General features: G+C 60.3%; 30 protein-coding genes. 29 read left to right on the top strand and 1 reads right to left on the bottom strand.

Annotated features, from left to right (window positions below; genetic code table 11):
• The first annotated feature begins 17 nt into the window (after window positions 1-17).
• The 18 genes from HDE80_RS06875 (at window position 18) to HDE80_RS06790 (ending at window position 8749) form a co-directional block, all read left to right on the top strand.
• Entirely contained in the window at window positions 18-158 is a 141-nt protein-coding gene (locus HDE80_RS06875) for a hypothetical protein (protein ID WP_184669181.1), read from the top strand.
• A gap of 152 nt (window positions 159-310) precedes the next feature.
• Entirely contained in the window at window positions 311-547 is a 237-nt protein-coding gene (locus HDE80_RS06870; RefSeq protein WP_184669179.1) for a hypothetical protein, read from the top strand.
• Window positions 544-831, top strand: a complete 288-nt coding sequence (locus tag HDE80_RS06865) for a hypothetical protein (protein WP_221437462.1) — start codon at window positions 544-546, stop codon at window positions 829-831. Before HDE80_RS06870 ends, HDE80_RS06865 begins: the two co-directional genes overlap by 4 nt.
• Window positions 831-977: a hypothetical protein gene (locus HDE80_RS06860; RefSeq protein WP_184669176.1), complete on the top strand. Its 147-nt coding sequence runs from the start codon at window positions 831-833 to the stop codon at window positions 975-977. The genes HDE80_RS06865 and HDE80_RS06860 overlap by 1 nt, the downstream gene beginning before the upstream one ends.
• The gene (locus HDE80_RS06855) at window positions 978-1643 is read left to right on the top strand and encodes a hypothetical protein (RefSeq protein WP_184669174.1); all 666 of its coding nucleotides are present in this window, start codon (window positions 978-980) and stop codon (window positions 1641-1643) included.
• A gap of 16 nt (window positions 1644-1659) precedes the next feature.
• On the top strand, window positions 1660-2067 hold the full coding sequence (locus tag HDE80_RS06850) for a RusA family crossover junction endodeoxyribonuclease (protein ID WP_184669172.1): 408 nt from the start codon (window positions 1660-1662) through the stop codon (window positions 2065-2067).
• Window positions 2064-2456 carry an N-acetylmuramoyl-L-alanine amidase gene (locus tag HDE80_RS06845; RefSeq protein ID WP_184669164.1) on the top strand — a complete coding sequence of 131 codons (393 nt, stop codon included), beginning with the start codon at window positions 2064-2066 and terminating at the stop codon, window positions 2454-2456. The genes HDE80_RS06850 and HDE80_RS06845 overlap by 4 nt, the downstream gene beginning before the upstream one ends.
• Complete coding sequence (locus HDE80_RS06840; RefSeq protein WP_184669155.1) at window positions 2456-2809, top strand: helix-turn-helix domain-containing protein; 354 nt, start codon at window positions 2456-2458, stop codon at window positions 2807-2809. The genes HDE80_RS06845 and HDE80_RS06840 overlap by 1 nt, the downstream gene beginning before the upstream one ends.
• Window positions 2806-2967: a hypothetical protein gene (locus HDE80_RS06835; protein ID WP_184669153.1), complete on the top strand. Its 162-nt coding sequence runs from the start codon at window positions 2806-2808 to the stop codon at window positions 2965-2967. Before HDE80_RS06840 ends, HDE80_RS06835 begins: the two co-directional genes overlap by 4 nt.
• 145 nt (window positions 2968-3112) lie before the next feature.
• Entirely contained in the window at window positions 3113-4576 is a 1464-nt protein-coding gene (locus tag HDE80_RS06830; RefSeq protein WP_221437461.1) for a toprim domain-containing protein, read from the top strand.
• A complete protein-coding gene (locus HDE80_RS06825; protein WP_184669151.1) occupies window positions 4573-4752 on the top strand; it encodes a hypothetical protein in 180 nt (59 codons plus the stop codon). The genes HDE80_RS06830 and HDE80_RS06825 overlap by 4 nt, the downstream gene beginning before the upstream one ends.
• Window positions 4749-4997, top strand: a complete 249-nt coding sequence (locus HDE80_RS06820) for a hypothetical protein (protein ID WP_184669149.1) — start codon at window positions 4749-4751, stop codon at window positions 4995-4997. Before HDE80_RS06825 ends, HDE80_RS06820 begins: the two co-directional genes overlap by 4 nt.
• A gap of 7 nt (window positions 4998-5004) precedes the next feature.
• Entirely contained in the window at window positions 5005-6849 is a 1845-nt protein-coding gene (locus HDE80_RS06815; protein ID WP_184669147.1) for a DNA polymerase, read from the top strand.
• Window positions 6850-6944: 95 nt separating this feature from the next.
• Window positions 6945-7166, top strand: a complete 222-nt coding sequence (locus HDE80_RS06810; RefSeq protein WP_184669145.1) for a hypothetical protein — start codon at window positions 6945-6947, stop codon at window positions 7164-7166.
• On the top strand, window positions 7163-7312 hold the full coding sequence (locus HDE80_RS06805; RefSeq protein WP_184669143.1) for a hypothetical protein: 150 nt from the start codon (window positions 7163-7165) through the stop codon (window positions 7310-7312). The genes HDE80_RS06810 and HDE80_RS06805 overlap by 4 nt, the downstream gene beginning before the upstream one ends.
• Window positions 7309-7629, top strand: a complete 321-nt coding sequence (locus HDE80_RS06800; RefSeq protein ID WP_184669141.1) for a hypothetical protein — start codon at window positions 7309-7311, stop codon at window positions 7627-7629. The genes HDE80_RS06805 and HDE80_RS06800 overlap by 4 nt, the downstream gene beginning before the upstream one ends.
• Window positions 7623-8432 carry a phage exonuclease gene (locus HDE80_RS06795; RefSeq protein ID WP_184669139.1) on the top strand — a complete coding sequence of 270 codons (810 nt, stop codon included), beginning with the start codon at window positions 7623-7625 and terminating at the stop codon, window positions 8430-8432. Before HDE80_RS06800 ends, HDE80_RS06795 begins: the two co-directional genes overlap by 7 nt.
• Window positions 8417-8749: a dATP/dGTP diphosphohydrolase domain-containing protein gene (locus HDE80_RS06790; protein WP_184669137.1), complete on the top strand. Its 333-nt coding sequence runs from the start codon at window positions 8417-8419 to the stop codon at window positions 8747-8749. The genes HDE80_RS06795 and HDE80_RS06790 overlap by 16 nt, the downstream gene beginning before the upstream one ends.
• A gap of 1 nt (window position 8750) precedes the next feature.
• On the opposite strand, the gene HDE80_RS06785 is transcribed toward HDE80_RS06790, so the two are convergent.
• A complete protein-coding gene (locus tag HDE80_RS06785) occupies window positions 8751-9743 on the bottom strand; it encodes a DUF4238 domain-containing protein (protein WP_184669135.1) in 993 nt (330 codons plus the stop codon).
• Between the two features lie 182 nt (window positions 9744-9925).
• On the opposite strand from HDE80_RS06785, the gene HDE80_RS06780 reads away from it, so the two are divergent.
• The 11 genes from HDE80_RS06780 to HDE80_RS06730 all read left to right on the top strand — a co-directional run bounded on the left by HDE80_RS06780 (window position 9926) and on the right by HDE80_RS06730 (window position 23063).
• Window positions 9926-10105, top strand: a complete 180-nt coding sequence (locus HDE80_RS06780; RefSeq protein ID WP_184669133.1) for a hypothetical protein — start codon at window positions 9926-9928, stop codon at window positions 10103-10105.
• Window positions 10106-10287: 182 nt separating this feature from the next.
• The gene (locus HDE80_RS06775) at window positions 10288-11859 is read left to right on the top strand and encodes a portal protein (RefSeq protein ID WP_184669131.1); all 1572 of its coding nucleotides are present in this window, start codon (window positions 10288-10290) and stop codon (window positions 11857-11859) included.
• Window positions 11846-12046: a hypothetical protein gene (locus tag HDE80_RS06770; protein WP_184669129.1), complete on the top strand. Its 201-nt coding sequence runs from the start codon at window positions 11846-11848 to the stop codon at window positions 12044-12046. Before HDE80_RS06775 ends, HDE80_RS06770 begins: the two co-directional genes overlap by 14 nt.
• Window positions 12043-12804, top strand: a complete 762-nt coding sequence (locus tag HDE80_RS06765; protein WP_184669127.1) for a hypothetical protein — start codon at window positions 12043-12045, stop codon at window positions 12802-12804. Before HDE80_RS06770 ends, HDE80_RS06765 begins: the two co-directional genes overlap by 4 nt.
• Window positions 12805-12895: 91 nt before the next feature.
• Window positions 12896-13843, top strand: coding sequence for a capsid protein (locus HDE80_RS06760; RefSeq protein ID WP_184669125.1), 948 nt, complete (start codon window positions 12896-12898; stop codon window positions 13841-13843).
• A gap of 68 nt (window positions 13844-13911) precedes the next feature.
• A complete protein-coding gene (locus HDE80_RS06755; RefSeq protein WP_184669123.1) occupies window positions 13912-14496 on the top strand; it encodes a hypothetical protein in 585 nt (194 codons plus the stop codon).
• Window positions 14496-16619, top strand: a complete 2124-nt coding sequence (locus HDE80_RS06750; RefSeq protein WP_184669121.1) for a hypothetical protein — start codon at window positions 14496-14498, stop codon at window positions 16617-16619. The genes HDE80_RS06755 and HDE80_RS06750 overlap by 1 nt, the downstream gene beginning before the upstream one ends.
• Window positions 16616-17074: a hypothetical protein gene (locus tag HDE80_RS06745; protein ID WP_184669119.1), complete on the top strand. Its 459-nt coding sequence runs from the start codon at window positions 16616-16618 to the stop codon at window positions 17072-17074. The genes HDE80_RS06750 and HDE80_RS06745 overlap by 4 nt, the downstream gene beginning before the upstream one ends.
• 4 nt (window positions 17075-17078) lie before the next feature.
• Window positions 17079-17507, top strand: coding sequence for a hypothetical protein (locus HDE80_RS06740; protein WP_184669117.1), 429 nt, complete (start codon window positions 17079-17081; stop codon window positions 17505-17507).
• Window positions 17508-17525: 18 nt separating this feature from the next.
• Window positions 17526-19847 carry a hypothetical protein gene (locus HDE80_RS06735; RefSeq protein ID WP_184669115.1) on the top strand — a complete coding sequence of 774 codons (2322 nt, stop codon included), beginning with the start codon at window positions 17526-17528 and terminating at the stop codon, window positions 19845-19847.
• Window positions 19848-19859: 12 nt separating this feature from the next.
• Complete coding sequence (locus HDE80_RS06730) at window positions 19860-23063, top strand: hypothetical protein (protein WP_184669113.1); 3204 nt, start codon at window positions 19860-19862, stop codon at window positions 23061-23063.
• The last annotated feature ends 9 nt before the right edge of the window (window positions 23064-23072 follow it).

The raw sequence follows: 23072 nt of genomic DNA, 5'->3' as shown, positions 1-23072 counted from the left end.
AACCATTGAGGATTCGCATGAGCATTCAATACAACGCGATGTTGCAGACCCACACGGCTACCGACCGCTACGGCGTGGTGCTCGCCATCTACAACCCAGCAACCCACGGAACCCTCGCGGACTTCCGCGCGGCCTGCCGCGATCTGGTTGAGGGCTGAGCCGGTGCTGGTCTGGACTCCTGGAGATGTCATCGGCCTCTCCCTCCTCGTTCTGTCGCTCGGCGCTCTCGCCGGCCTGTGGATTGGCTCACTGATCTACAGCGCATTCCGCCGCATCGGCAACTCCTTTCGCAACCTCTGGAACCGCAAACATGGCTAAGGCTCGCACCCTCTCTCCGTTCTACTCGAAGCGTATGCAGCGCATGGCAGTAGCCGCCACGCGCACCAACGATCTGCAACTGATCCTCACCGTCACCGGCGAGATCAAGCGCGCAATCAAGTGGCGCGCGTACAAGCACCTGCTGCGCCACTCGTGGCCTCGTCCGATGTCCGGCATCAACTATGGCCGCATCGATACGAACCTCGGCCTGATGGCGCGCTTTTCTTGAGCATCGCGTCAACCGTTCGCGACCGCGTTCTCTCGTCGTCCCCTGAAGCTGCGGCTCAGGGGGCCTTTGAGGTCGTGAGTGCTCTGCAAGACCTCCATCCGGCCCGCCAGGTTCTCGCACTGGCCGCCGCGCTGAAAGTGACAGCCGAAGTCCTCGACATCGACCCTCGCGAACTCCTCAGCGTGGTCGGGCGAATGGAGGCGGATGCCCGCTTCAACAACCAGGACTACTTCTCTGCCGTGGCGCTCTACGTCGAAGGCGAGATCAAGAAGAAATATCCGTGATGACCCCCACCGAACTCCTACGGGACGCCTATCGGGAGCTGGATGAAACCGACTCCCTGTCCCGAACGACCCTGCGCAATCTCCACACGGCCGGCATCGACACCGCCGTGCTGACTGCAATCTCAAACCCCTACCCGGAAGACTGAATGGCACAGAAGAAATACCCGATTCTCAACACCCCAAAGGGCGTGGCCGTATGGCCGAACCTCAACGCCCCGGACACGAAGTTCAAGCCCGAAGGCGAGTACACCGCACGACTGGCGTTCGATCCGAACCTGCCCGAAGTGCAGAAACTCATCACCACGCTGGAGAAAGTCCGCGACGAACTGTTCGAGGAGTTCAAGGCTGAGAAGCCGGCTCACAAGAAGTTCGAGGTTGCCCCGGTGTTCACCGAGGAGCTGGACAAGGAAGGCGAAGAAACCGGCCGCATCACGATCAACTTCAAGATGAAGGCGAGCGGCGTTAGCAAGAAGACCAACAAGCCGTGGACGCGCAAGCCCACGATCTTCGACAGCAAGGGCAAGGAAATCAAGAACCCTCCGACCATCGGTGGCGGTTCGGTTCTCCGCGTTGCCTGTGAGTTGGGCGGCGGCGGCGTGCCGAGCGCCAAGAAGTTCTACCTGTCACCGAAGCTTGTCGGCGTGAAGCTGCTGGAGCTGGTGACGTTCGGCAGCGTGACCGCTGCAGGCTGCGGCTTCGGCGAAGACGAAGGCGGCTACGAGGCCGACAACGAAGCATCGGCATATGGCTCGTTCGACGCCGACGAGTCGGGTAGCGACGAGGGCGAGAATGGCGGCAGCGGGGACTTCTAAGTTCCTGACACCGGGCATGAAGCCGGAAGCAGTGGTGGCGGGACATCTCGCCACCATCGTCATCCCACTCGAACCTCTACCCGCATCCCGCCCCCGCGTTACCAAGTGGGGCACCTACATCGCAAAGCCGTACAAGCAGTGGATCGACGCTGCAATCAAGGTCATCCCCCAAGGCAACCTCTGGCTCGACAAGAACCTCCCGCTCCTCGTTGTGACCACGGCCGTCTGCACGAAGGCCCGCACGTCCAAGCTGTTCTTCCCCCGCATGGATGTCGATAACACCGCAAAAGCGGCCCTCGACATCATCACGAAGATCGGCGGCTATTGGGCTGACGACAATCAGATTGTCCACCTGGTCACGACCAAGCGATTCGCCACTCCAGGCGAAGCCGCCTACACCTCCCTAAGCATTTATTCGTTGTGAAGATCAAAGCCCTCGACACCATCGAGCGCATCTTCGTCACATGTTCTATGACCGCTCCATCTGCCGACATCGGCGTGGTGGAACTGACGAGCGCACACCGCCGCCAGGGTTACTCCGAGATCGCCGTTCACTACGTCATTCGACGGGACGGCACCGTGGAAAAAGGACGTGACGAAAGCTTGCGTGGTGCTGCTGCGCCCGCCCATGCCTCCAGCTCTCTCCAGGTCTGCCTTATCGGCGGACTGACCGAGTTTCTGGAGACGAAGGGGATTTTCACTGTGATGCAGATGGATCGACTGAAGCGCATGGCTTCGGTCTACGGCGTGCCGTTGGTGTTCGGCCATGAGCCGCCCCTCCTCTCTCTCAAAGAACTCCTCAAGGAACCCTGATGAACCTCCCGCCGCAATCAAAGACCGTGCTCGCACACCTCCGTGCCGAAGCACACATCACCTCATGGCAAGCCGAAGGCGTGTACCGCATCCGACGCCTTGCCTCGCGCATCGACGAGATCGTTGCGGCGGGATACGAGGTCATCAAGACCGAGGCGCGAGACGCCACTGGTCAGCGTTACATCCGCTACTCCCTGAGCGCAACGCAGAAGCGTTACGCCGGCCCCATCCACCCGCCGCGCGCGAAGTGCCTGCGTCTGACCGTCGAGCACATCGAAGAAACGATGCACGAACTCGGCTACTGCCGCTGCGCTGTGGAAAAACTCATCAACCGCCTGAAGGAATCTGCATGACCCCTGCTGCAACCGCAATGCGTATCGCATTTGAGAAGGCCGCTGCTGCACCCCTCGCGAATCGAATCAACCGTCTTCTGGTCACGTCCGCGCTGCGCCGCAAGTGCGGCCTGGTGACCCGCAAGACCATGTGGTCAATCCAGCGTGGAAACCGCTGAGTCCGAGCTGGTCTCGAAAGGCTCTTGCGACGACTGCGGTTCCTCTGATGCGTGTGCCCTCTATTCCGATGGGCATACGCACTGCTTCTCCTGCGGCAAGACCCGCCAAGGCGACAGCACCCACACACCCAAACGGAGCAAGCGCATGTCCGATGAGTTTCTACACGGACAGTCCCAGGCTCTAACGAAGCGTGGGCTGTCAGAGGATACCTGTGCCAAGTTCGGCTACACAGTCGGAGAGCACCACGGGAAGCCAGTACAGATCGCCAACTACATGCGCGATGGCGAAGTGGTTGCGCAAAAAGTCCGGTACACCGGCAAAGAGTTCAACGTGCGTGGCTCACTCAAGGGCGCTGGCCTGTACGGTCAACACCTATGGAGTCCGGGCCGCAAGATCGTCGTCACTGAAGGCGAGATCGACTGCCTGAGCGTCAGCCAGGTGCAAGAGAACAAGTGGCCTGTCGTGTCCGTCCCGAACGGCGCGCAGGGTGCAAGGAAGGCAATCGCCAGCGAACTCGAATGGCTGGAGAAGTTCGAGGAAGTGGTGCTGCTGTTCGACATGGACGAAGTGGGCCAGGCCGCCGCACAGGAGTGCGCGCTGCTGTTCACACCAGGCAAGTGCAAGATCGCCCACCTCTCAATGAAAGACCCGAACGAGATGCTGCTGGCGGGCAAGGCCCGCGAGATCATCACGGCCATCTGGAACGCCAAGGTGTTTCGCCCCGATGGCATCGTGACCTTCGGGGACATCAAGGAGCGTGCGCTCGCCGCGATCACCCGTGGACTGCCGTGGTTCCTGCCGACCCTCACTGACGCCACGTATGGCCGTCGCTACGGTGAGGTCTATGCGTTCGGTGCCGGCACAGGCGTCGGTAAGACCGACCTGTTCACTCAAGAGATCGTCCATACCGCTGTGACCCTCAACGAGAAGTGCGGCCTGTTCTATCTGGAGCAGCCGCCTGTCGAGACCGGCAAGCGTGTGGCAGGCAAGCTGGCAGGCAAGCGGTTCCATGTGCCTGACGGCTCGTGGGAACAACAAGAACTGAATGACGCGTTCGAGCAGATCGAAGCCAGCGGCAACGTCTTCATGTACGACTCATTCGGCAGTACCGAATGGGCCACCGTGCTCGCGAAGATGAAGTACCTGGCCGCTGCAGAGAACGTCAAACACTTCTGGCTAGATCACCTCACGGCCCTGGCGGCTGCTGAGGAGGACGAGCGCAAGGCCCTGGAGAAGATCATGGCCGACATCGCGGCGTTCGCTCAGGCCAACAACGTCTGCTTCTACCTCATCTCACATCTGGCTACGCCCGAGGGCAAGCCACACGAGGAAGGTGGTCGCGTGATGATCCGTCACTTCAAAGGCTCCCGCGCCATCGGATTCTGGAGTCACTTCATGTTTGGCCTGGAGCGAGACCAGCAGGCGGAAGACATCGCTGTCCGTCAGCACACCACGTTCCGCATCTTGAAGGATCGCTTCACCGGCCAAGCAACGGGCAAAACCATCGGCCTCGGCTACGACGTGGAGACCGGCCGGCTGCTCGAGCAGGAGCTTGAGGAAGCCCCGATGTTCCCTGATGAACCAGGGGAAGGCAGCAACGACTTTTGATTGAGTCCGCAGTTGTCGAGCACGTTTTCTACATCCCCAAGGACGCCCCGCTACGCGCAGCCGCGTCCGCCTGTTTCCCCTACGCAACCCCACCAACGGCCACCGATGCCGCCTTGCGATTCCCGCAGGGCGGCCGACGTGTGCGCGTGACCATCACTGTCGAGGAACTGCCATGAACCTGTTTTTCAAGAACCTGATCGCTGCTGTCGTTTCCGCTGTCTTGCCGGCCACCGTCGATGCAATCACCAACCGCTTCAACAAGGACGTGTCCAAGCTGGAGAAGCTGGCACTGGATCACCGCGCCGCTGCCGAGTCGCACACCGACCTGGCCCATGACTTCCTGGACATGGCCGACGCCGCGCACGACGAAGCCGACCGCGCCGAGCGCGTTGCTGCCCGCGTCAAAGCGCTGATCGACTGAGCACTCGATGCTCATATTCGACTGCGAGACCAACGGCCTCCTCGCTGAGCTAGACACGATTCACTGCATTGCCATGCGGGACATCGTGAAGGGCATCACCTACCGGGCCAACGATCACGGATCGAAGCTGAGCATTGAGGCTGCACTCCGCATCCTGATGGAAGCCCCGGACATCTGCGGGCACAACATCATCGGCTTCGACATCCCTGCTATCCAGAAGGTCTACCCGTGGTTCGAGCCGAAGGGCCGTGTGTGGGACACGCTCATCATGTCCCAACTCATGTTCACCGACTTGTTCAACGATGACGTGAAGCGGATCAGGCAGCACGAGAAGGACGCTGCAGCGGGCCGGCGAACTGCTGGTATCTACCCGAAGAAGCTCATGGGCAAGCACTCGCTCGAAGCGTGGGGCTGGCGCATGGGCGTCTGGAAGGGCGACTACTCCGACATGATGAAAGCCAATGGCCTCGACCCTTGGGCGGAGTGGAATCAGGAGATGGACGACTACTGCGTCCAGGACATCCGCGTCACCGCCAAGCTGTACGACAAGCTGATGGCGCAAGGCTTCAGCGAAGACAGCATCCGCCTGGAACACGACATTGCCCCGATCCTTCGGCGACAGGAGGCTTACGGCTTCCTGTTCAACAAAGAGAAGGGCAAGGAGCTGGAGGCGACGCTCGTCGGCTTGCGCGCTGAGCTGGTCGAAAAGCTGCGTGCGGTGTTCCCACCGTGGCAGGCCAAGGCCGGCATCATCATCCCGAAGCGTGCCAACAAGACGAAAGGCTACGAGGTCGGCGTCCCCTTCCAGAAGTGGAAGACCGTCACCTTCAACCCCGGATCACGCGCGCACATCGCTGACCGCCTTACTGCGCTCTATGGCTGGAAGCCCACGGAGTTCACTGACGCCGGCACGGTCAAGATGGATGAGACCACGCTGGAGGGCCTGAAGTACCCCGAGGTGCCCCTGCTGATCGAATACCTGACCGTAGAGAAACGGCTAGGTCAGCTCAGCGAAGGTAAGCAGGCATGGTTCAAGGCAGTGAAGGCGGACGGCCGTATCCACGGTCGAGTGAATCAGAACGGCGCAGTCACCGGCCGCATGACGCACTCCTCGCCCAACATGGCACAGGTGCCCTCCTCCGGTTCGCTGTATGGCCCTGAGTGCCGTGCGTTGTTCGGCGTGCCCAAGGGCAAGAAGCAAGTCGGCGCAGACGCCAGCGGCCTTGAGCTGCGGTGCCTCGCTCACTTCATGGGCCGATGGGATGGCGGCGCATACGCGAAGGTGATCCTGGAAGGTGACGTACACACGACCAACCAGACCGCAGCCGGACTACTCACCCGCAACGAAGCCAAGACCTTCATCTACGCCTTCCTCTACGGAGCAGGTGACGCGAAGATCGGCTCGATTGTCGGCAAGGGTGCGAAGCGCGGCGCTGAGCTGAAGGCGCAATTCCTGAAGGGACTGCCGGCGTTGGATGCGCTTATCAAGGCCATCCAACACACCGTTCGGAAGCAGGGATACCTGAAGGGCCTGGATGGCCGCAGGGTGCACGTCCGCAGTGCTCACGCTGCATTGAACACTCTGCTGCAGGGTGCCGGTGCCATCGTGATGAAGAAGGCTCTCGTGCTACTTGATGAGCGTCTGCAAGAAAACGGCCTGATTCCTGGCCTCAACTATGAGTTCGTCGCCAACGTGCATGACGAGTATCAGCTTGAGGTCGATGAGGAACTTGCTGAGACCGTAGGTGCCGCCGCTACCGATGCGATCTTCCGCGCCGGTCAGCATTACGGCTTCCGTTGTCCGCTGGCTGGTGAGTTCAAAGTCGGCAACAACTGGCACGACTGCCACTGAGGCAGAGCGCCACTCCGGCAAGCCGTCTACTTGCACTGACGAAGCACCGGGCGAAGAAGCGGGGTATCCCTTTCAACCTAACCGTTGAAGACGTGGTGATCCCCGACTTCTGCCCGGTGCTGGGCTTACCGCTGTACCGCAACACAGGCGGCCTTGCACAAGGCCCCAACAGTCCATCCCTCGACCGCAACGATCCGACCCTTGGTTACACGAAGGGGAACGTCACGGTCATCTCGTCCAAAGCCAACGCGATCAAGAGCAACGCAACTCCCGAGGAGCTGCTGCGCGTGGCCGCCTATTACCAAGAGAACCGATGAAGCAGCTCATTCAATTCCTCCTCGCGGGCATCGTCGAGACCGTCAAACAGAAGCGCCTACACAAGAGCCGCGAACGTGCCGCCGAGCACAACCTTCAGCTCGCGAAGTATGCCGCAGCCATCCGTAAAACCCAGGAGAACGCATGAACAACGCAAAGACCACGAAGGCCGATCTGCTGCGTCAGCTCGCTGGCATGCAGGAATCAGTGAACTCCATGAAGGACGTACAGGTATTGAAGGTCGGCATGCAGCGCACAGTCGATCACATGATGATGAGTTCGCGCAGTTCGCTCGATCTCAAGTACGTTGACCACGTGCGTGAGTCGATGCAGCACTGCATGGCCCGTGAGCTGGCCGAACAGTTGATCCGGTCGGGTGCCATCAAGTTTCGCGAGGAACTGCGGGACGACATTTCGCGCTTCGAACGTGTTGTGCGCATCGAAGGCACGCTGTCAGTTTGCTGACCCTCCTCATCGACGCCGACGTTCTACGCTACCAACTGTCCTTCAAGAACACCAAGACAGTGAAGTGGGAAGACGAGGACGACGGCGCTGAGGTTGTAGTCGCAGAAGTCACCAACCCCGAGAAGGCGAAGGCCGACCTGGACGACTATATCGAGGAGCTGCTGGAGAAGTTCGGCACACGCAACTTCCTCCTACCCCTCTCGGTGTCCACCAACTTCCGCAAGGGAATCCTGCCGACCTACAAGAGCAACCGCACGAAGCCGAAGCCAGCCCTGTGGAACGCCGTGGATGACTTCTTACACGAGCTGTACCCCGAGAAGATCATCACCCGCGAATATCTCGAAGGCGATGACATCCTGGGTCTGCTCGCGACCATGCCGAAACCCCGACTGGCACCCGGCAAGCGGATCATCGTGTCCATCGACAAGGACATGCAGACGATCCCCGGCCGCCTGTTCAATCCCGGCAAGCCCGACATCGGCACCCGCACGATCAGCGAGCACGAAGCCAATCTGTTCTGGATGAAGCAAGTGCTCACCGGGGACACCGTGGACAACTACAAAGGCTGTCCCGGCATCGGCCCCAAGAAAGCTGACGAGTTCCTTATGCCCGTCCATGAGGCCCTGCTGGGCCTGACGGTAGAGGAGCACTTGGCCGCCCTGTGGGTGACCGTCACGATGGTCTATGAGTCCAAAGGTTTCACCGCTGAGGACGCGCTAATCCAGGCCCGTTGCGCGCGAATCCTGCGCCACGGCGACTACAACTTCACAACTGAGGAGGTGACACTGTGGAAACCGGAGTAAAGGCAGGCGTCAAGCATGATTCCGGCAAGGCTCCGCTGAGCCTGATTCCGGCCGATGCGCTGACGGAGATCGCGCACGTTTTCGGCTTTGGCGCTCAAAAGTACGCTGCGTTCAATTGGACAGGCGGGTTCGACCACCGCCGTTTGTACGACGCACTACTGCGTCATACATTCGCGTCTTTAGCCGGCGAGAATACAGATCTCGAAAGCTCCCGTGACCATCTGGCTCACGCGGGCTGCTGCATCCTTATGCTGCTGTCACACCGCCTTCGCGGTCTCGGCAAAGATGATCGAGGCCCAAAGGAAAGTGGCAGCTGAATCAGATGCGATGATTTTCTTTCGACAGCTTGCTCAACTCCAGCGTATCAGCCAATAAGTCGCGACCATAGCGGAAGCCTTGCTTCTCGCTTAGCAGGTAGCGGAAATTCTCGTCGCATGCATACACCTGCCGACGACCGTGCTGAATCAGCATGGCGTTGATGCATGCGACGTGTTTCATCGTCGCCTCATAACTCCCCTCGTTCCCGCCGAACTTGCCAGATATTAAAAGCCTACGCGACAACGGAAAAAGGACTTCTGTGTCTGCCAAGCCAAAACCTGGCGGATACATTGACGACTGATCTATGTCCTTCCAGACAAGAACGACAGGGTGATCCGTTGTTACGAAGCCCCCCGAATCTGCGCTTGCTCGGATCAATTGCCACTTACGCCCAACGAGGTAAGGCAAAACAGCATCGATCATTTTCATTTCCATGCGAACGTGTTCCGTCGTAGGCACAGTAACGTCGTAATCCTCTCGTGCAACGAAGTCTCGAAATGTCTCATAGCTCAGTTCGTTACCGTCAGCAATATCCCCCGAGGCGACGGCCCGCTTCATGTGAGATGCCCAGCTCTGCTCCGTGTATGTCACAGCGTTCATGACTATCTTCGCGGTCCGATCTTTGGCGCTACGCATCATCTCGCGTGTTCGCGGATTCCGCACTGCCAACAACGCCACGAAGTTCAGAACGAAAAGCCGATCTTCTTCGTCCGCGAAAGAGACACTGTCCTCAATCCGCCGGAGCGCCTCAGTCACTTTTCCCTCGAAATCAGACAACCCAGACTCGACGGCATTCGGATGGTGGCCCTCGACTTCGATCATGTTGAAGTCACGTTCGACGGCAACGTTAGTAGGCAAAGTGCGGAAAACCTTCTGCGCGATACAGTCTACGACGTAGAGCTGCGACCGCTTGTCTCCGTCCTGCGTGAATCCACGCAAAAAAAACTGCGGTACCCAATGATGCCGACGCGCCTCACTACCATCGCTATTCATTACCCAATTCCTCAAGTTCCGACACCGTTGCAGTTTAGCGACAAGTCACCAGCCCTCTAGTCTTGCAGAGCACCACCCATAGCTTGGCGCGGTAAAACAACCAGCATAGGAGGAAACAACCGTTTCCCATCAAGGGTTCCGATGGTTCCTGAAGATTACTGTCACGAATCACGGAACCCCCTATGTCCGAGAACATCCCCCTTCACGCCTACGACCTGATCGATGAGTTGGATAAGCGATACCCCGAGGTCATCTACGACCCGAAAGGGGATCACAACGAATTCCTTCTGAGATCGGGTGAACGTCGGCTGGTGTTGTCCCTCCTGCGAAAGCGTCAGCTCGAACAAGAGGAGCAGCACTAAAAAATGTGTACCAGTAAACCCAAGGCCCCCAAGCCTACGGAAGCGGAGAAGCCGGCCATCCTGCTGACCGCCCGAGACGGTCTGGGGGATCAGGAGAGTGCAACGACGGGTCGAAAGAATCTCCGCATCGACCTGAATAAGTCCACCTCCACCGCTTATGGAAGCAGTCTCGTTATCCCCACTTGAGCACGTCCGCACCGCAGACCGTCTCAGCAGAAGGCCGTTACTCTCAGCTCAAGTCTGACCGAAACAACGCCGAGTCCCGCGCAAAGCAATGCGCCACTCTCACACTGCCGACGCTTTACAAGGAAGTCTCGAAGGGCAAGTCGAGTTCTTCCCGCACCACCCCGTACCAAGGCACAGGCGCGCGATGCGTTAACTCGCTGTCCGCCCGTCTGCTGTTGGCGCTGTTCCCTGCGAACGCCAACTTCTTCAAGTTATCTCCCGATGGCATGGACGCTAACCAGCTCGCAGAGCAGGCCGGCATCCAGCAGGGTGAGCTGGAGATGGGCCTCGCTGAGATCGAGCGTACCGTCATCAACGACATCGAAACGTCCGGTATGCGCGGACGCTTGGGCCTTGGCCTGAAACATCTCGTGACGACCGGCAACGTACTGATGTACGTGCCCGACGAAGGCAACGCCAAGATGTACCCGCTGACCCGCTACGTCGTTGACCGCGACGGTATGGGTTCCGTCCTTGAGATCATCACCCTCGACAGCATCGCTCCGTCCACTTTGGGCAATGAGCTGAAAGCCTCGCTGGGTCTTGATGAGAAGAAAGGCGCTAAGAACGACGCCGGCCCTGAGCAGGACGTTGACCTCTATACCCGCATCTACCGTGACGGCGATCTTTGGCAGGTGTACCAGGAAGTGAACAGCAACATCGTTGCTGGTTCGCAAGGCACCTACCCCATCGACGCCTGCCCCTGGATTCCCCTGCGGATTCCCGAGGAAGACGGTGAGGACTACGGCGCTGGTCTGATCTACGACTACTACGGCGACTTCGATGCACTGGAGAAGCTGAGCAAGGCCATTCTCAAGGGAGCTGCAGCCGCCGCCAAGGTGCTGTGGGCACTCGACGAGAACGCCTCGATCCGCCCGAAGACCATCACTGAAGCCGAGTCTGGCGACGTGTTGCGCTTCAAGGCAGAACAGCTCAAGGCCGTATCCCAAGAGAAGTACGCCGATTTCAACTTCGTCGGTCAGCACATCGACAAACTGATTGCACGTCTGGAAATGGCGTTCGGTGTTCGCACCTCGATTCAGCGTCAGGGCGAGCGTGTCACTGCAGAGGAAATCCGTTACCTGGCTCAAGAGCTGGAGGATGTCCTCGGAGGCATCTACTCGATCCTCGCTGAAGACCTACTGCTTCCGTTAGTTCGTCGAATCATGGATCGCCTCACGCGCGCCCGTCGTCTTCCCGATCTGCCTCCTGGACTCATCAAGCCCCGCATCGTTGTCGGCGTCGCTGCTCTCGGTCGTGGTCAGGACATGCGAAAGATCATGGAATGGGCACAGGCAGCACAGCAGGTGCTCACGCCGCAGGTGTTCTCGTCTCGTGTCGATGCTGGCGAGCTGATGGCCCGTATGGGCGCAGCTTCCGATCTGACCATGAAGGGACTCATCAAGTCCGACGAGCAGATGGCGCAGGAACAGCAGGACGCAACCGCACACCAGGCCGCCATACGCGCAGCCCCAACCATCGCAGGTGCCGCTATGGCACCACAAGGAGTTTCAAGTGGCGAAAGCTAACCCCGTGACCGACAAGCCGGCTGATCCGGCAACAACCCCAACAGAAACCGTCACGGCTCCGGCCGTGATTGACACAACCCCTGTGGTCACCCCGAAGGCGAAGACGGCCCCGGCCGATCCCCTTGAGAAGTTCAAGACCGTCGTGGACGGTCTGAGCATCTACAACTTCACCGAGACTGCCCTGTGACCGAAAGGACCGAGATCGTCCTCAACGTCGAACCTCCGGTTGAAGCAGTCGCCCCGACCGAAGAAGTTACCTATGGTGGCTTCAAGACCGTCGAGGAGCTGGTCGCCGCTCATGCCGAGCTGACCGCCAAGCAGACCACGCCCACCAAGACCGCCGAGGAAATCGCGGCGGACGAAGCGGCGGCTCTTGCAGCCAACGAAGGCGACAAGCCGGCCTTGGAAATTCCCGCTGGGGACGGCGATGCTCAGAAGGTTGTCGAGGGTGCCGGCCTGGATTGGGACGCCCTCAATGCGGAGTACGCGAAGGACGGGAAGCTGTCCGAAGAAACCTACGCGAAGCTGGCGAAGTCCAGCATCCCGCGCAACGCCGTGGATACCTACATCCAGGGCAAGCAGGCGCAGGCCGATGCATACGACACGGCTGTGTATGGCACCGCAGGCGGCCAGGAAGCTTATGGCTCCCTCGTGTCGTGGGCGAAGTCCGCCCTGTCCGATTCCGAGAAGGTTGCTTTCAACGATGCCGTGACATCAGGCGATGCTGCCCGCGCGAAGATGGCTGTGGAAGCGCTTACCGCTCGCCACGCCAAGACGCACGGCACACCACCGCAAAACCTGCTGAATGGAAAGAAGGCCGCTACCGGCGTTGAACCTTTCAAGTCGCAGGCAGAAGTAACCGCCGCAATGAACTCGCGTGCATACAAGACCGACCCGGCGTTCCGCGCAACGGTTGTGGAGCGGCTGGCCCTCTCCGAGTTCTAAGTTCTAAAGAGAAACCCCGCGTTGTGCTTCGGCCCCTGCGGGATCACCCATCTCTCTCAACCCATCCAAAAGGAAAATACACAAGAACAAAATGGCAAACGCTACTCCGAACCGCCTTGGTCAGATTCAGGGCGCTGGTGATGCACAGGCACTATTCCTCAAGCAGTACGGTGGAGAAGTGCTTGCTTCGTTCGTCGCCGAGTACGTCATGGCCGGTCATGTGACCGAGCGAAACATCATGCACGGCAAGTCGGCTTCGTTCCCGGCTATCGGCACCATCGGCTCCGAGTACCACGTGCCGGGCACCGAGATCACGGGCCTGAACGTGCAGCACAACGAAGTGATCGTGAACCTCGATCCCATGCTGATCTCGCATGTGTTCATCCCGAACATCGACGAGGCCATGAATCACTACGATGTCCGCAGCGAGTACACCAAGCAGCAGGGCCTCGAACTGGCGAAGCAGCGTCAGCTCAACGAAATCCGTTGCGCGATTCTGGCTGCGCGTCAGACGACCGGCCCGGTCCCCGGTCAGCCGGGTGGCATAATCGTCAAGGCGGCGACGATGGCCACCGACGCAACGCTGGTCGCTGCGGCGATCCGTCAGATTCGTCAGAACTTCGACGAGAAGAACGTGCCCGACGAGGACGTGATTGCCACGCTGAAGCCGGCGATGTGGTACTTGCTGACGCAGGTGAAAGACCTAGTGGACCGTGACTACAACCCTGACGCCGGCTCCTCGCTGTCGCAGGCGGTCATCAACTCCATCGCGCGCATCAAGCTGCTGAAGACCAACCACTTCCCGAACCAGGACGACACGGCGAACGCCAGCGTTGTCGCCTCGCGTCGGGCGGACTACAGCAAGTCGGTCTGCGCCGTGTTCCACAAGAGCGCGGTCGGTACGCTGAAGCTGATGGACCTGGCGCTGGAAAGCACGTATGACCCGCGCCGTCAGGGCACCCTGATGCTGAGCAAGTTCGCCCTGGGCCACGGCCCTCTGCGTGCTGCCGGCGCTGCTGAAATCGCCGTCGGCACCTAAGCGACACCCCCGAACCCGTCACGTCTCTAACCAGGCGTGGCGGGTTTTTTTGTTCCTACCGGAGACTCATGCAACTGTCCGCAACCACTGAGCTTGAGGCTGTCAATCAACTGCTGAAGGCAGTGGGTGAGAGTCCCGTCAACTCGCTAGATAACCTGGGCTTCACCGACGCATCCATTGCGCGTGACACGCTCCGCACCAAGGCACGCGAAATCCAGTCAAAGGGCTGGTACTTCAACCGTGACTACGATTTCTACTTCACCCCGGCCAGCGATGGTCAGGTCGTTCTACCGGCGAACGTCATCTCGATTCGCCCATCTACTTCCGAGACGCGCCGTGTTACGCCGCGCGCCGGCAAGCTCTACAACAACGACGACGCCACGTATGTGTTCGCTGCAGACAGCGGCCCTATCGTCGAGGTCGTGTGGATGTTCGACTTCGAGTCGCTGCCTGAAGCAGCACGTCGCTACATCACCGTCACTGCAGCGACGCAGTATCAGGCGCAGTTCCAGGGTAGCGAACAGTCCTATGGGTTCACCAAGGACGATGAGAAGTTCGCGCTGATGGCGTTGCTGGACGAGGAACGCAGCTACGAGCCGCGCGGCAATATGTTCAACGACGGCACCGATGTCTCCGAGATTTTCACCCGCTGATGCCGCTGACCTCTGGAACCATCCCGTCGATGATTGGCGGGGTCTCTCAGCAGGATGCTTCGGTGCGTCTGCCCACGCAGATCGCCGATGCGGTTAACTGTGATCTGAGTCCGGCGCGCGGTGCTGGCCCCCGGCCGCCTGCGGAGTTCGTCAACGTCCTGCGGTCTGACATCCCGGACACCGCGTTCTTCCACAGCATCGTGCGTGACAGTCGCGAGCGCTACATCGTCGCGATCTATCCTGACAACGTCCGCGTGTTCAATCACGAGACCGGCAAGGAGTACGTGGTCATCAAGGATGCCGCTTCGCTGGCGTACCTTGCGACCGTCTCGGAACCCTGGCAGTCCTTCAGGGCCGTCACGGTGGACGATGTCACCTTCCTCGTGAACCGCGATAAGACCGTGGCACTGAGTACGCAGAAGACCGCTGGTGTCCTGTCGGGTTCCGTGCAGACCTTCCAAGACCTTCCGAAGACTGCCGCGTCCAACGCGATCTACGAGATTCGCGGCGACGGCTCCAACGCCTTCGACAATTACTTCGTGCAGTACCAGTCTTCGCTCGTGTGGAAGGAAGTGAGCAAGCCTGGTGAATTCGGTTACTTCGATTCAGCCACGATGCCTCATGGTCTCAAGCGTGTCCCTGATGGCACCAACCCGGATGGCTTCTACTTCTCCTACGGCCCCCTGGTGTACGACACACGTTACGCGGGCGACACCGCATCGAGTCCGCCCCCGTCCATCGTGGGGCAGCGCATCGGTGATGTGTTCTTCCACCGAGATCGCCTGGGTCTCATCGCAAGCGCCGGCAACATTGTCATGTCCGAGATCGGTCACTACTTCAACTTCTGGCGCACGACGGTGACCTCGCTGCTGGACAGTGATGTGATCGACGTGAACGCTCCGACTGAGGGCGTGGCGGAGATGCTTCACTGCATCTCGTATCAAAAGGCGTTGATGATCTTCGCCTCCGGCAAGACCTCGCTATTCCAACTCACAGGTACGCCGACGCTGACGCCCAAGACGGTCAAGATCGACCCGGTGACCACCTACGGCGTGTCGCCGACGATCAAGCCTGTGCTGGCCGGCAGTAGCCTGTTCTTCCTCGACGACAACCAAGCGAAGTCCTGGAGCACCGTGCGGGAATACTTCGTGTCCGATGACACGGTGACGCCCGAAGCGGCCGATGTGACCGCCCACGTTCCCTCGTATGTACCGGGCAACACCCGCTGCATGGCGGAGGCCGGCGATGCGGACATGCTGTTCATCGCGCAGCGCAACGCGGCAGGCGGCGATCTGTTCGTCCACCAGTACAAGTGGTCGGGCGATACCAAGCAGCAGTCCGCATGGAACCGCTGGCTCATCCAGGGCACCGGCTCAGTCCTGCACGTCCACGCTATCGGCACGATGCTCTATGTGATGACGAAGGCTCCCTCGGGAGGCGTGGAGTTACTGCGCCTGGACTTGAGTTCATCCCCGACGTACCCGCTGATCTCTGCCGAGCACGACATCTACCTTGACCGCCGTGAGGCGGTGACTCCGGTATGGCAGCCGTTCGGTAACTACACCGACATCACTGTGCCGCTCACGCTACCGACCCTGACGGGCCTTGCCGTGCTCAAGACGACCGACTGGCCCTCACCGGGAACCACTGTCGATCTGCGCTTGGCAACGCTGGTCAATGGTGGTCAGACGATCCGCTTGCCGGGTCGCGTGGACACCGGCCGCGTCGTGGTGGGCTACCGCTACAACCGACGCATCACGCTGAGTCAGCAGTTCATTCGCGATCAGAACAACGTGAGCAAGCTGATCGGCCGGCTGCAGATCAAACGCATGACTGTCCGCTACAACGACGCGACGTACTTCAAATGCGTCGTGACACCGAAGGGTCGCTCGCAGGCTATCGACACCATCGTGCCGCAGCTGGAGAGCACGTTCACCAACAGGACGACAGGTGATGCGGCGTTCCTCCTGAGCACCCCTACGACCCAATCGGGCACCTACTCGTTCCTCGTGGCCTCGCGCTCCGATGCCGTCGATGTGTCTTTCACCAACGACTCACCGTTCCCCGCCTGGTTTCAGTCGGTGCAATGGGAAGGTCTCTACACAGCCAAGGTACAGCAATGACAATCACCTTCCGCGAACCCACACGGGAATCGCTTAAGTACATCGCGGCTCACATGTGCGCGGAAGACTTGGCAGAGCTCAACGCCTGTGGTTGGGCATCACCGCTGCAAGCTCTTATCGAATCCGTAGAGAGCAGCAGAGAAGCCTCCGTGGCCTGGTGGGATGGACACCCCCAGGCCGCGCACGGCGTTGCCGACTTCACCCTTGATCCAACTATCGGCGTCCCCTGGATGCTCAGCACAGGCCCGCGCGGACACATTGCGCGTGCGTTCGTCAAAGTCTCTGAGCAGTTCATCGCGGACATCACCCCGATGTACTCCGCCCTATTCAACCTCGTCGATGCCCGTCACGTCCGCGCGCAGCGATGGATGATCGCGCTCGGCTTCAAGCCGTACAAAGTCCACGACTGCAACGGCTTCCCCTTCATCGAGTTCGGATTATTCCCTAGTGTGTGAACCCGTGAGCATCACGGCGGGTGTACTCGCCGTCGTCGGCGCAGCATCCGCCGTCTACAGCGCCAACCAGCAGCAGAAGGCGCTCAATCAGCAAGCACAAATCCAACAAGATCAGATCAACCAGGGCGCATCGGCACAGACCGATGACCGCCTGAAGCAAGCGCGTGAACAGCGTGCCTCTGCCCGTGCGGCTTCCGCTGAGTCCGGCGCATCCGGCAACTCCACTGACGCGATCCTCAACGATCTCCTCATGCAGTCCGGCCGCGACGTGTCCCGCATCGAGAAGAACCGTGAGAACGGTCAGCTCGAAAGCCAGCAGGAAGTCCGCAGCAAGACAGGCGAGATCAACGGTCAGCTCGTGGCGGGCCTCGCAGGCTCCGCGAACTCCGGCGCGAATGCCTACAGCAATTACAAGATCAAAACCGGCCACTAACCAAACCAAGGGATCAACATGCCCCGCTTTGAAGCACAACGCATCACGCCCAAGCAGGCTGTCGATTCCTCGCAATCGGCGAACATCAATCTACCTGTCCAGGCAAACCTTGAAGCCGCCAGCGGTGCCGGCAGTGCCATGTTCGTTATGGGTCGCGCCCTCAATGGCATCTCCAACGCTGTCGGCGAGTCCGGCGTGCAGGAAGGCCGCCAGAAGCTTGCGAAAGCGCAAGCCAAGAAGGAAGCCGACGATAAGCGCACAGGCGAAGCGAAAGCCGCCGAACACGATGTCACTGGCGCCGATCAAACGGCGTGGCTCGATCAAGCCAGCCAGATTGCTCGCGACAGCTACATGGAGACGGACGGCATCAATGCCGTGGACAAGTACCAGTCTTTCATCCAGGCCGACCTGGCGAAGATGGAACCCGGCTCGGACATCGACGGGTTTATCAAGGACAGCTCCGAGAAGTTTATCGAGGAGAACAAGCTCGAAGGCCGCGCGCGTGACTCGTTCCTCATGGGTCTCGCCAAGACCCAGGACGGGATCAAGCAGGGCTACCTGAAGCAGTCCATTAAAGAATCGATGAAGCGCGAGGAGGAAGGTGCATCTGCCCTCCTAGTCAACGCGATCACGAAGGGCGGTCCAGACGTCGCCACGAACTACACGAACTGGCGCGCGATCAATGCCGACAAGGGCATGACCGATGACGAGCTGGATCACATCGCTGTGGACGCCGTGAAGGCGTCCATCGCTTCCGGCGACATGGACATCGCCAAGGGCATGTCGATCCTCCAGACCTCGACCGGCAACGGCCGCCCGGTACTGGCCGACATCCCTGAGCACAAAGAAGAACTGCAGCTCGCTGCCAAGCGAGGAGAGACGATTCAGAAGGATCGTGCCGAGAAGGCCCGCTACGAGCAGGAGGTTGCCGAGACGGTGCAGATCGACGCACTGGCTGACAAGGGAATCCTGGGCAAGTCGCGCGCGCTCGCATGGGGCAAGGCGAACGACAAGTCCGCCGCTGAGGTCGCTGCGAAGATCAACGCGTCCCGCGAGGCCGGCGAACGACTCGCGAAGGAAGCTGCGAAGGCACAGGTTGAGCGCAACGCGGATCGCGCCTGGAGTAGCTACGACGCCCTCGCGGCGAACGCTGCCGGCATCAAGCCGGATGACGTGGGCAAGGCCGGCGACCGCGCGTTCACAGCAGCTCTCCAATCCGGCGATGACAAGCAAGTGCAGGCCATCCTCAACAAGTCGGCACTGTCCGGCGCACCCATCCCGGCTCTCAAGGGAATCCTGTCGGGCAGCATCGACGAGAGCGACCCCACGCGGGCCACGCGCTACGTCAAAATCTTCGAGCAGATGCAGCGCATCTCCCCCGAGTGGGCCGCCCGCCAGGTGGACGACAAGACACTTGCACGGATCACGCAGTACCAGACCGCGAAGGTGCTGGGAGCCGATGACACCCAGGCGTGGTCGAAGGTGAAGATGGGCAGCGCGCTCGACACCGACACGATCAACCACAACACCACTGAAGCGATGAAGCTGGTCGCCAAGGATGCCCCCAAGAACTTCGGGGACGGTGGCTGGTTCAGCTCGAACACGCCGATCAGCAACACGTCCGAGATGGAGTCCGCTTATCGCCTGTCCGTCCGAGACATGGTGCAGGCCGGCGCCTCTCCCGAGGTGGCCGCGAAGGCCGCGCTGACCCGAGTGAAGTCCTCTTTCATCCGCGTGGGCGACCGTATGGTTCGCAACTACGGAACCGGCGACGGCATGGACGACGTGACCAGCAGCGCGATGACTGAAGCAAGCAATATGTGGAAGCAGAAGCTCATCGACAAGAACGTGGTCGGCAAGGATGACGAGGTGCTATTCGCGCCTGTCCCTGGCGATGCGAACAAGTGGCGGCTGAGCTACATCGCTGCTGGCGGTACGCCGCTCCCCGTGACTCATGAGGTGACCCATAAGGGCACCGATGGCGTCGAGCGCAAGACCACCGAGTTCGTCGATGTGATCCCGTCTGCCACCCGCGCCAACTACTCGGCATGGAGCAAGCAGGAGCAGGACAAGAAGGTTCGCAATGAGCAGACATTCAGGCAGCTCCAGCGCAATCCGACTGACCTCACTCCCGAGAACGTCAAGCGACTGAACGACCAATACGCCCCGCTCCTCAAGGGCAAGCTGCAGCTCCCCGCAGGAACCGATCCGACAACCGCCGAGTTCCAGCAGCGCCAGTGGGACGCCTCCGTGGCTACCGCCCACAAGGTCACCGACTACGCCAACGACCCGGCCAATCACCTGCAGTCCTTCGCGGACTTCATCACCAGCAATCACTAACGAGGACCACCTGTGGATCAGCTACCGAGCATCTACGCTCAACCGAGGGATAACGTCCCTCTAGTTCCGTCCGCAGGTGTCACCAAGCTGGACGCAAAGGCTCGCACGGATGCGGCGCAGGCACAGAAGGTCAAGGACAACACGACGTTCCATGACCTCATCGGCGCGAAGATTGTCCAGGGGCCTATCGGATGGGCCGACCGGGCACTGCAGGAGAACGGCGTCGAGCGTGATGAGAACTTCTACGGCGACGCACTGAAGCCGGTGATCGACGACTGGCGCAAGGCCGGTCTCGAAGATCAGATGGAACTGCTGGAGCGCGCACAGTCTCCAGCGCACGCTGACCTCCTCAAAGGGTTTGCGATGCAGAACAAGATGGCTCAGGAAGATTCCGCTCAGTTCGGCCTCCTGGGTAACGCAGCGGCGGGTCTACTCGATCCGTCCATGTTCGCTATCGGTGCCGCCTCTGGTGGCCTGGGTTACTCCGCAACGGCGGGGCGACTGGCGAACGCTGTGCGCTCCGGCATGGTGGCCGGCGCAACCAACGTGGGCAGTGAAGCACTGTCATCGCAATACGACCCTTCGATTGATACGGACCATCTCGTCACCGCAGGGGCCTTCGGGTTCCTCATGGGCGGCGCGTTCGGCTTCCGTGGCCCTGAGCTGGCCGAGCTGGCGCATGGTACCAACAAGTTCACCAAGGCCGCATCGGCCGTCGATGGTTCCAAGCCGAACACGGCGGACTCGATGGGCGCTGCACGCGTCGATGGTTTGAACGTTCCGAAGATGTACGGCCCCGCCGTGGGCACGCCTGAGTGGCAGCAAGCGAAGCTCGACGACGCAGCGCAGAACGCACCGATCCGTGGTGCCTTCCTGAAAGTCCGCCGAGACCTTGCAGCCCGCTTCGGCAACAGTAACTCCGCGCTGGTTCGTAATGAGTCTCGTGGTCTCCTGCGTGACTCCGTGGGCAACACGGATCGCAACGTCGCCACCAAGTTCACCGCAGCCGAAGAATCGGAGCTGCTGGATCACACCATTCACGGTACCTACCGCACAGCGGTTGAACAGGAGTGGGCGAAGTATTCCGCCTCCACGGGTGTTCGCGGTGACGTGGCACGCCAGCAGTTCAACGAGTCGGTCGGCTATACCATCCGTGGTGTGGCGAAGGACATGGGGCCTGAAGTCGAGGCCACCGCGACGCACGCCGCTGCTGCCTTCAAGACCGTGACGGACGAGCTTCGTGCCCGTGGCGTCCCTGGGTTCGAGAAGGAGATGTCACCGGACGGCTACCTGCCCCGCGTGTTCTCCGCGAAGGGCTACACCGATCTCAATGCAACAAAGGGTCTCTCCTTCGAGAACTTGCAAGAGAACCTGGTGAAGCCCGCGATGCGCAGTGAGTGGGTGAAGAACTTGAAGCCCGGTGAGGAGCTAAACGAAGATCTCCTGCACGAAGTCAGTGGTGCATGGCTCAAGCGTGGATACGAGAAAGCGATGGGTGGCCCGAGCGATCTGCACGGCACCCTCGCTGCTGCTGACTCTGGCAGTGTGCGTGAGCTGCTGACCGAGGCCGGCGTTGACAAGGTGAAGGTGGATGCCCTCGTGGGCAAGCTTGAGCGCGAGGCCGCCGAGAAGGCAGTCCATGCCCGCGCGAAGTCCCGCATTGATCTTGATGAATCCTTCGGTGCAACGCTGAAGGACGACCTGGGCAACGAGCACACGGTTCACCTGGCTGATCTGCTGGAGAACAACGTGGACAACCTGGTGCCCGACTTCATCCGTGAGATGTCTGGATGGGCCGCACTGAAGAAGCACGTTGACGTGGGTACGCAAGCGGAATTGGAGCGCTATAAGGCGTTCCTGCTGAAGCACAGCAAGGAGGCCGGCGATGCTGACCTTTCCCGTGCGCTCGACATCACGTTGAACTCGATCCTGGGCAAGTCCACCTCGGACGCTCCGAACTCGGCATGGACTCGCGGCTCCCGCTTGATCCGTTCGCAGAACTTCATGACCACGATGGGTCAGGTGGGCTACACGATGCTGGAAAGCGTCGGTGGCACGCTCGGCGCTGTGGGTTTCCGCAATGCGATCAAGGCAGCACCTGCTGCAGCCAACATGGTCAAGCAGATGCGTATGGGCAAGTTCGATCAGGTCGAGGCGCGCTGGCTCGCTGACGTGACGGGCCTGGGCACGGACTTCGTGCGCAACCAGCCGTACCTGCGTCTCGATGCAGTCGGTGAGTCTGTCTGGAACAACGACAAAGCTGTCGGCCGTGCGCTCAACAAGCTCGACCGGGGCATGCAGTACGGTCAGCGCGCCATGAGTGTTGTCTCGGGCATCGCTCCGATGCAGCAGTTCCTTCAGGGTTTCGCTGGTGTCGGTATCGCGAGTCGCCTGGTGCAGATGGCAAACAAGGAAGGCGTCTCTGCCAGCATGGTTCGCCGGCTCCGCGCTGGCGGTCTCGACGCCAAGGATCAGGCCACGATCTTCGCCAAGCTCAAGGGCATGAACAGCGTCCATGACATCTCGAAGAACTGGAGCACCTGGACTCCCGATGAGAAGCGCCTGCTGGCGTTGTTCGTTCAGCGCAATGCTAAGCGAACGCTCGGAGAAGGCGGCGTGGGAGATACGGTGCAGCTCATGCACTCGGCCACCGGCCGAATCTTCACGCAGTTCCGCACGTTCATGACCAACTCCTACGCGGCGGTACTGCTGCACGGCTTACACATGCGTGACTGGCAGACGGCGCAGATGTGGATGGGATCGACGCTGTTCGCCGGTATCGGCATGGCAGCTCGCAACTACATCAACACCATCGGCGACACGACCGACAAGCGAGAGAAGCTGATGGCGTGGGATTCGCTTGCCAAGCAGGCGTTCCAGCAGTCGAGCTATTCGTCAGTGATCCCGTTTATGACGGACACCATCGCGCACGACTTGGGCGTCAAGAAAGCCCTCGGCGGCGATGACACCCCTGTGTTCGCCTACGGGCGCTCCACGGGTCTAGACAGTGGCGTCCAAGGCATCCCCACCCTAGCAACCGGACGTGCCCTGTGGGGTCTGCCAAGGCTCGCTGTGACGGCTCTCGATCCCCATGCGCACGTCACGCAGAAGCAAGCCAAAGATGCGATGTCGCTGCTGTGGTTTCAGAACGTCACTGGCGTTCGCAATGGTCTCTCATGGATGGCTAACCAGCTCCCGAAAGACGATCCTCAATAACCCTCTGGA

It is taken from the genome of Rhodanobacter sp. A1T4 (assembly GCF_014207185.1).
In the GTDB taxonomy this organism is placed as follows: Bacteria; Pseudomonadota; Gammaproteobacteria; order Xanthomonadales; family Rhodanobacteraceae; genus Rhodanobacter.
Note: the sequence above shows the minus strand (reverse complement) of the source record. Positions and strands in the feature narration are given on the sequence as shown.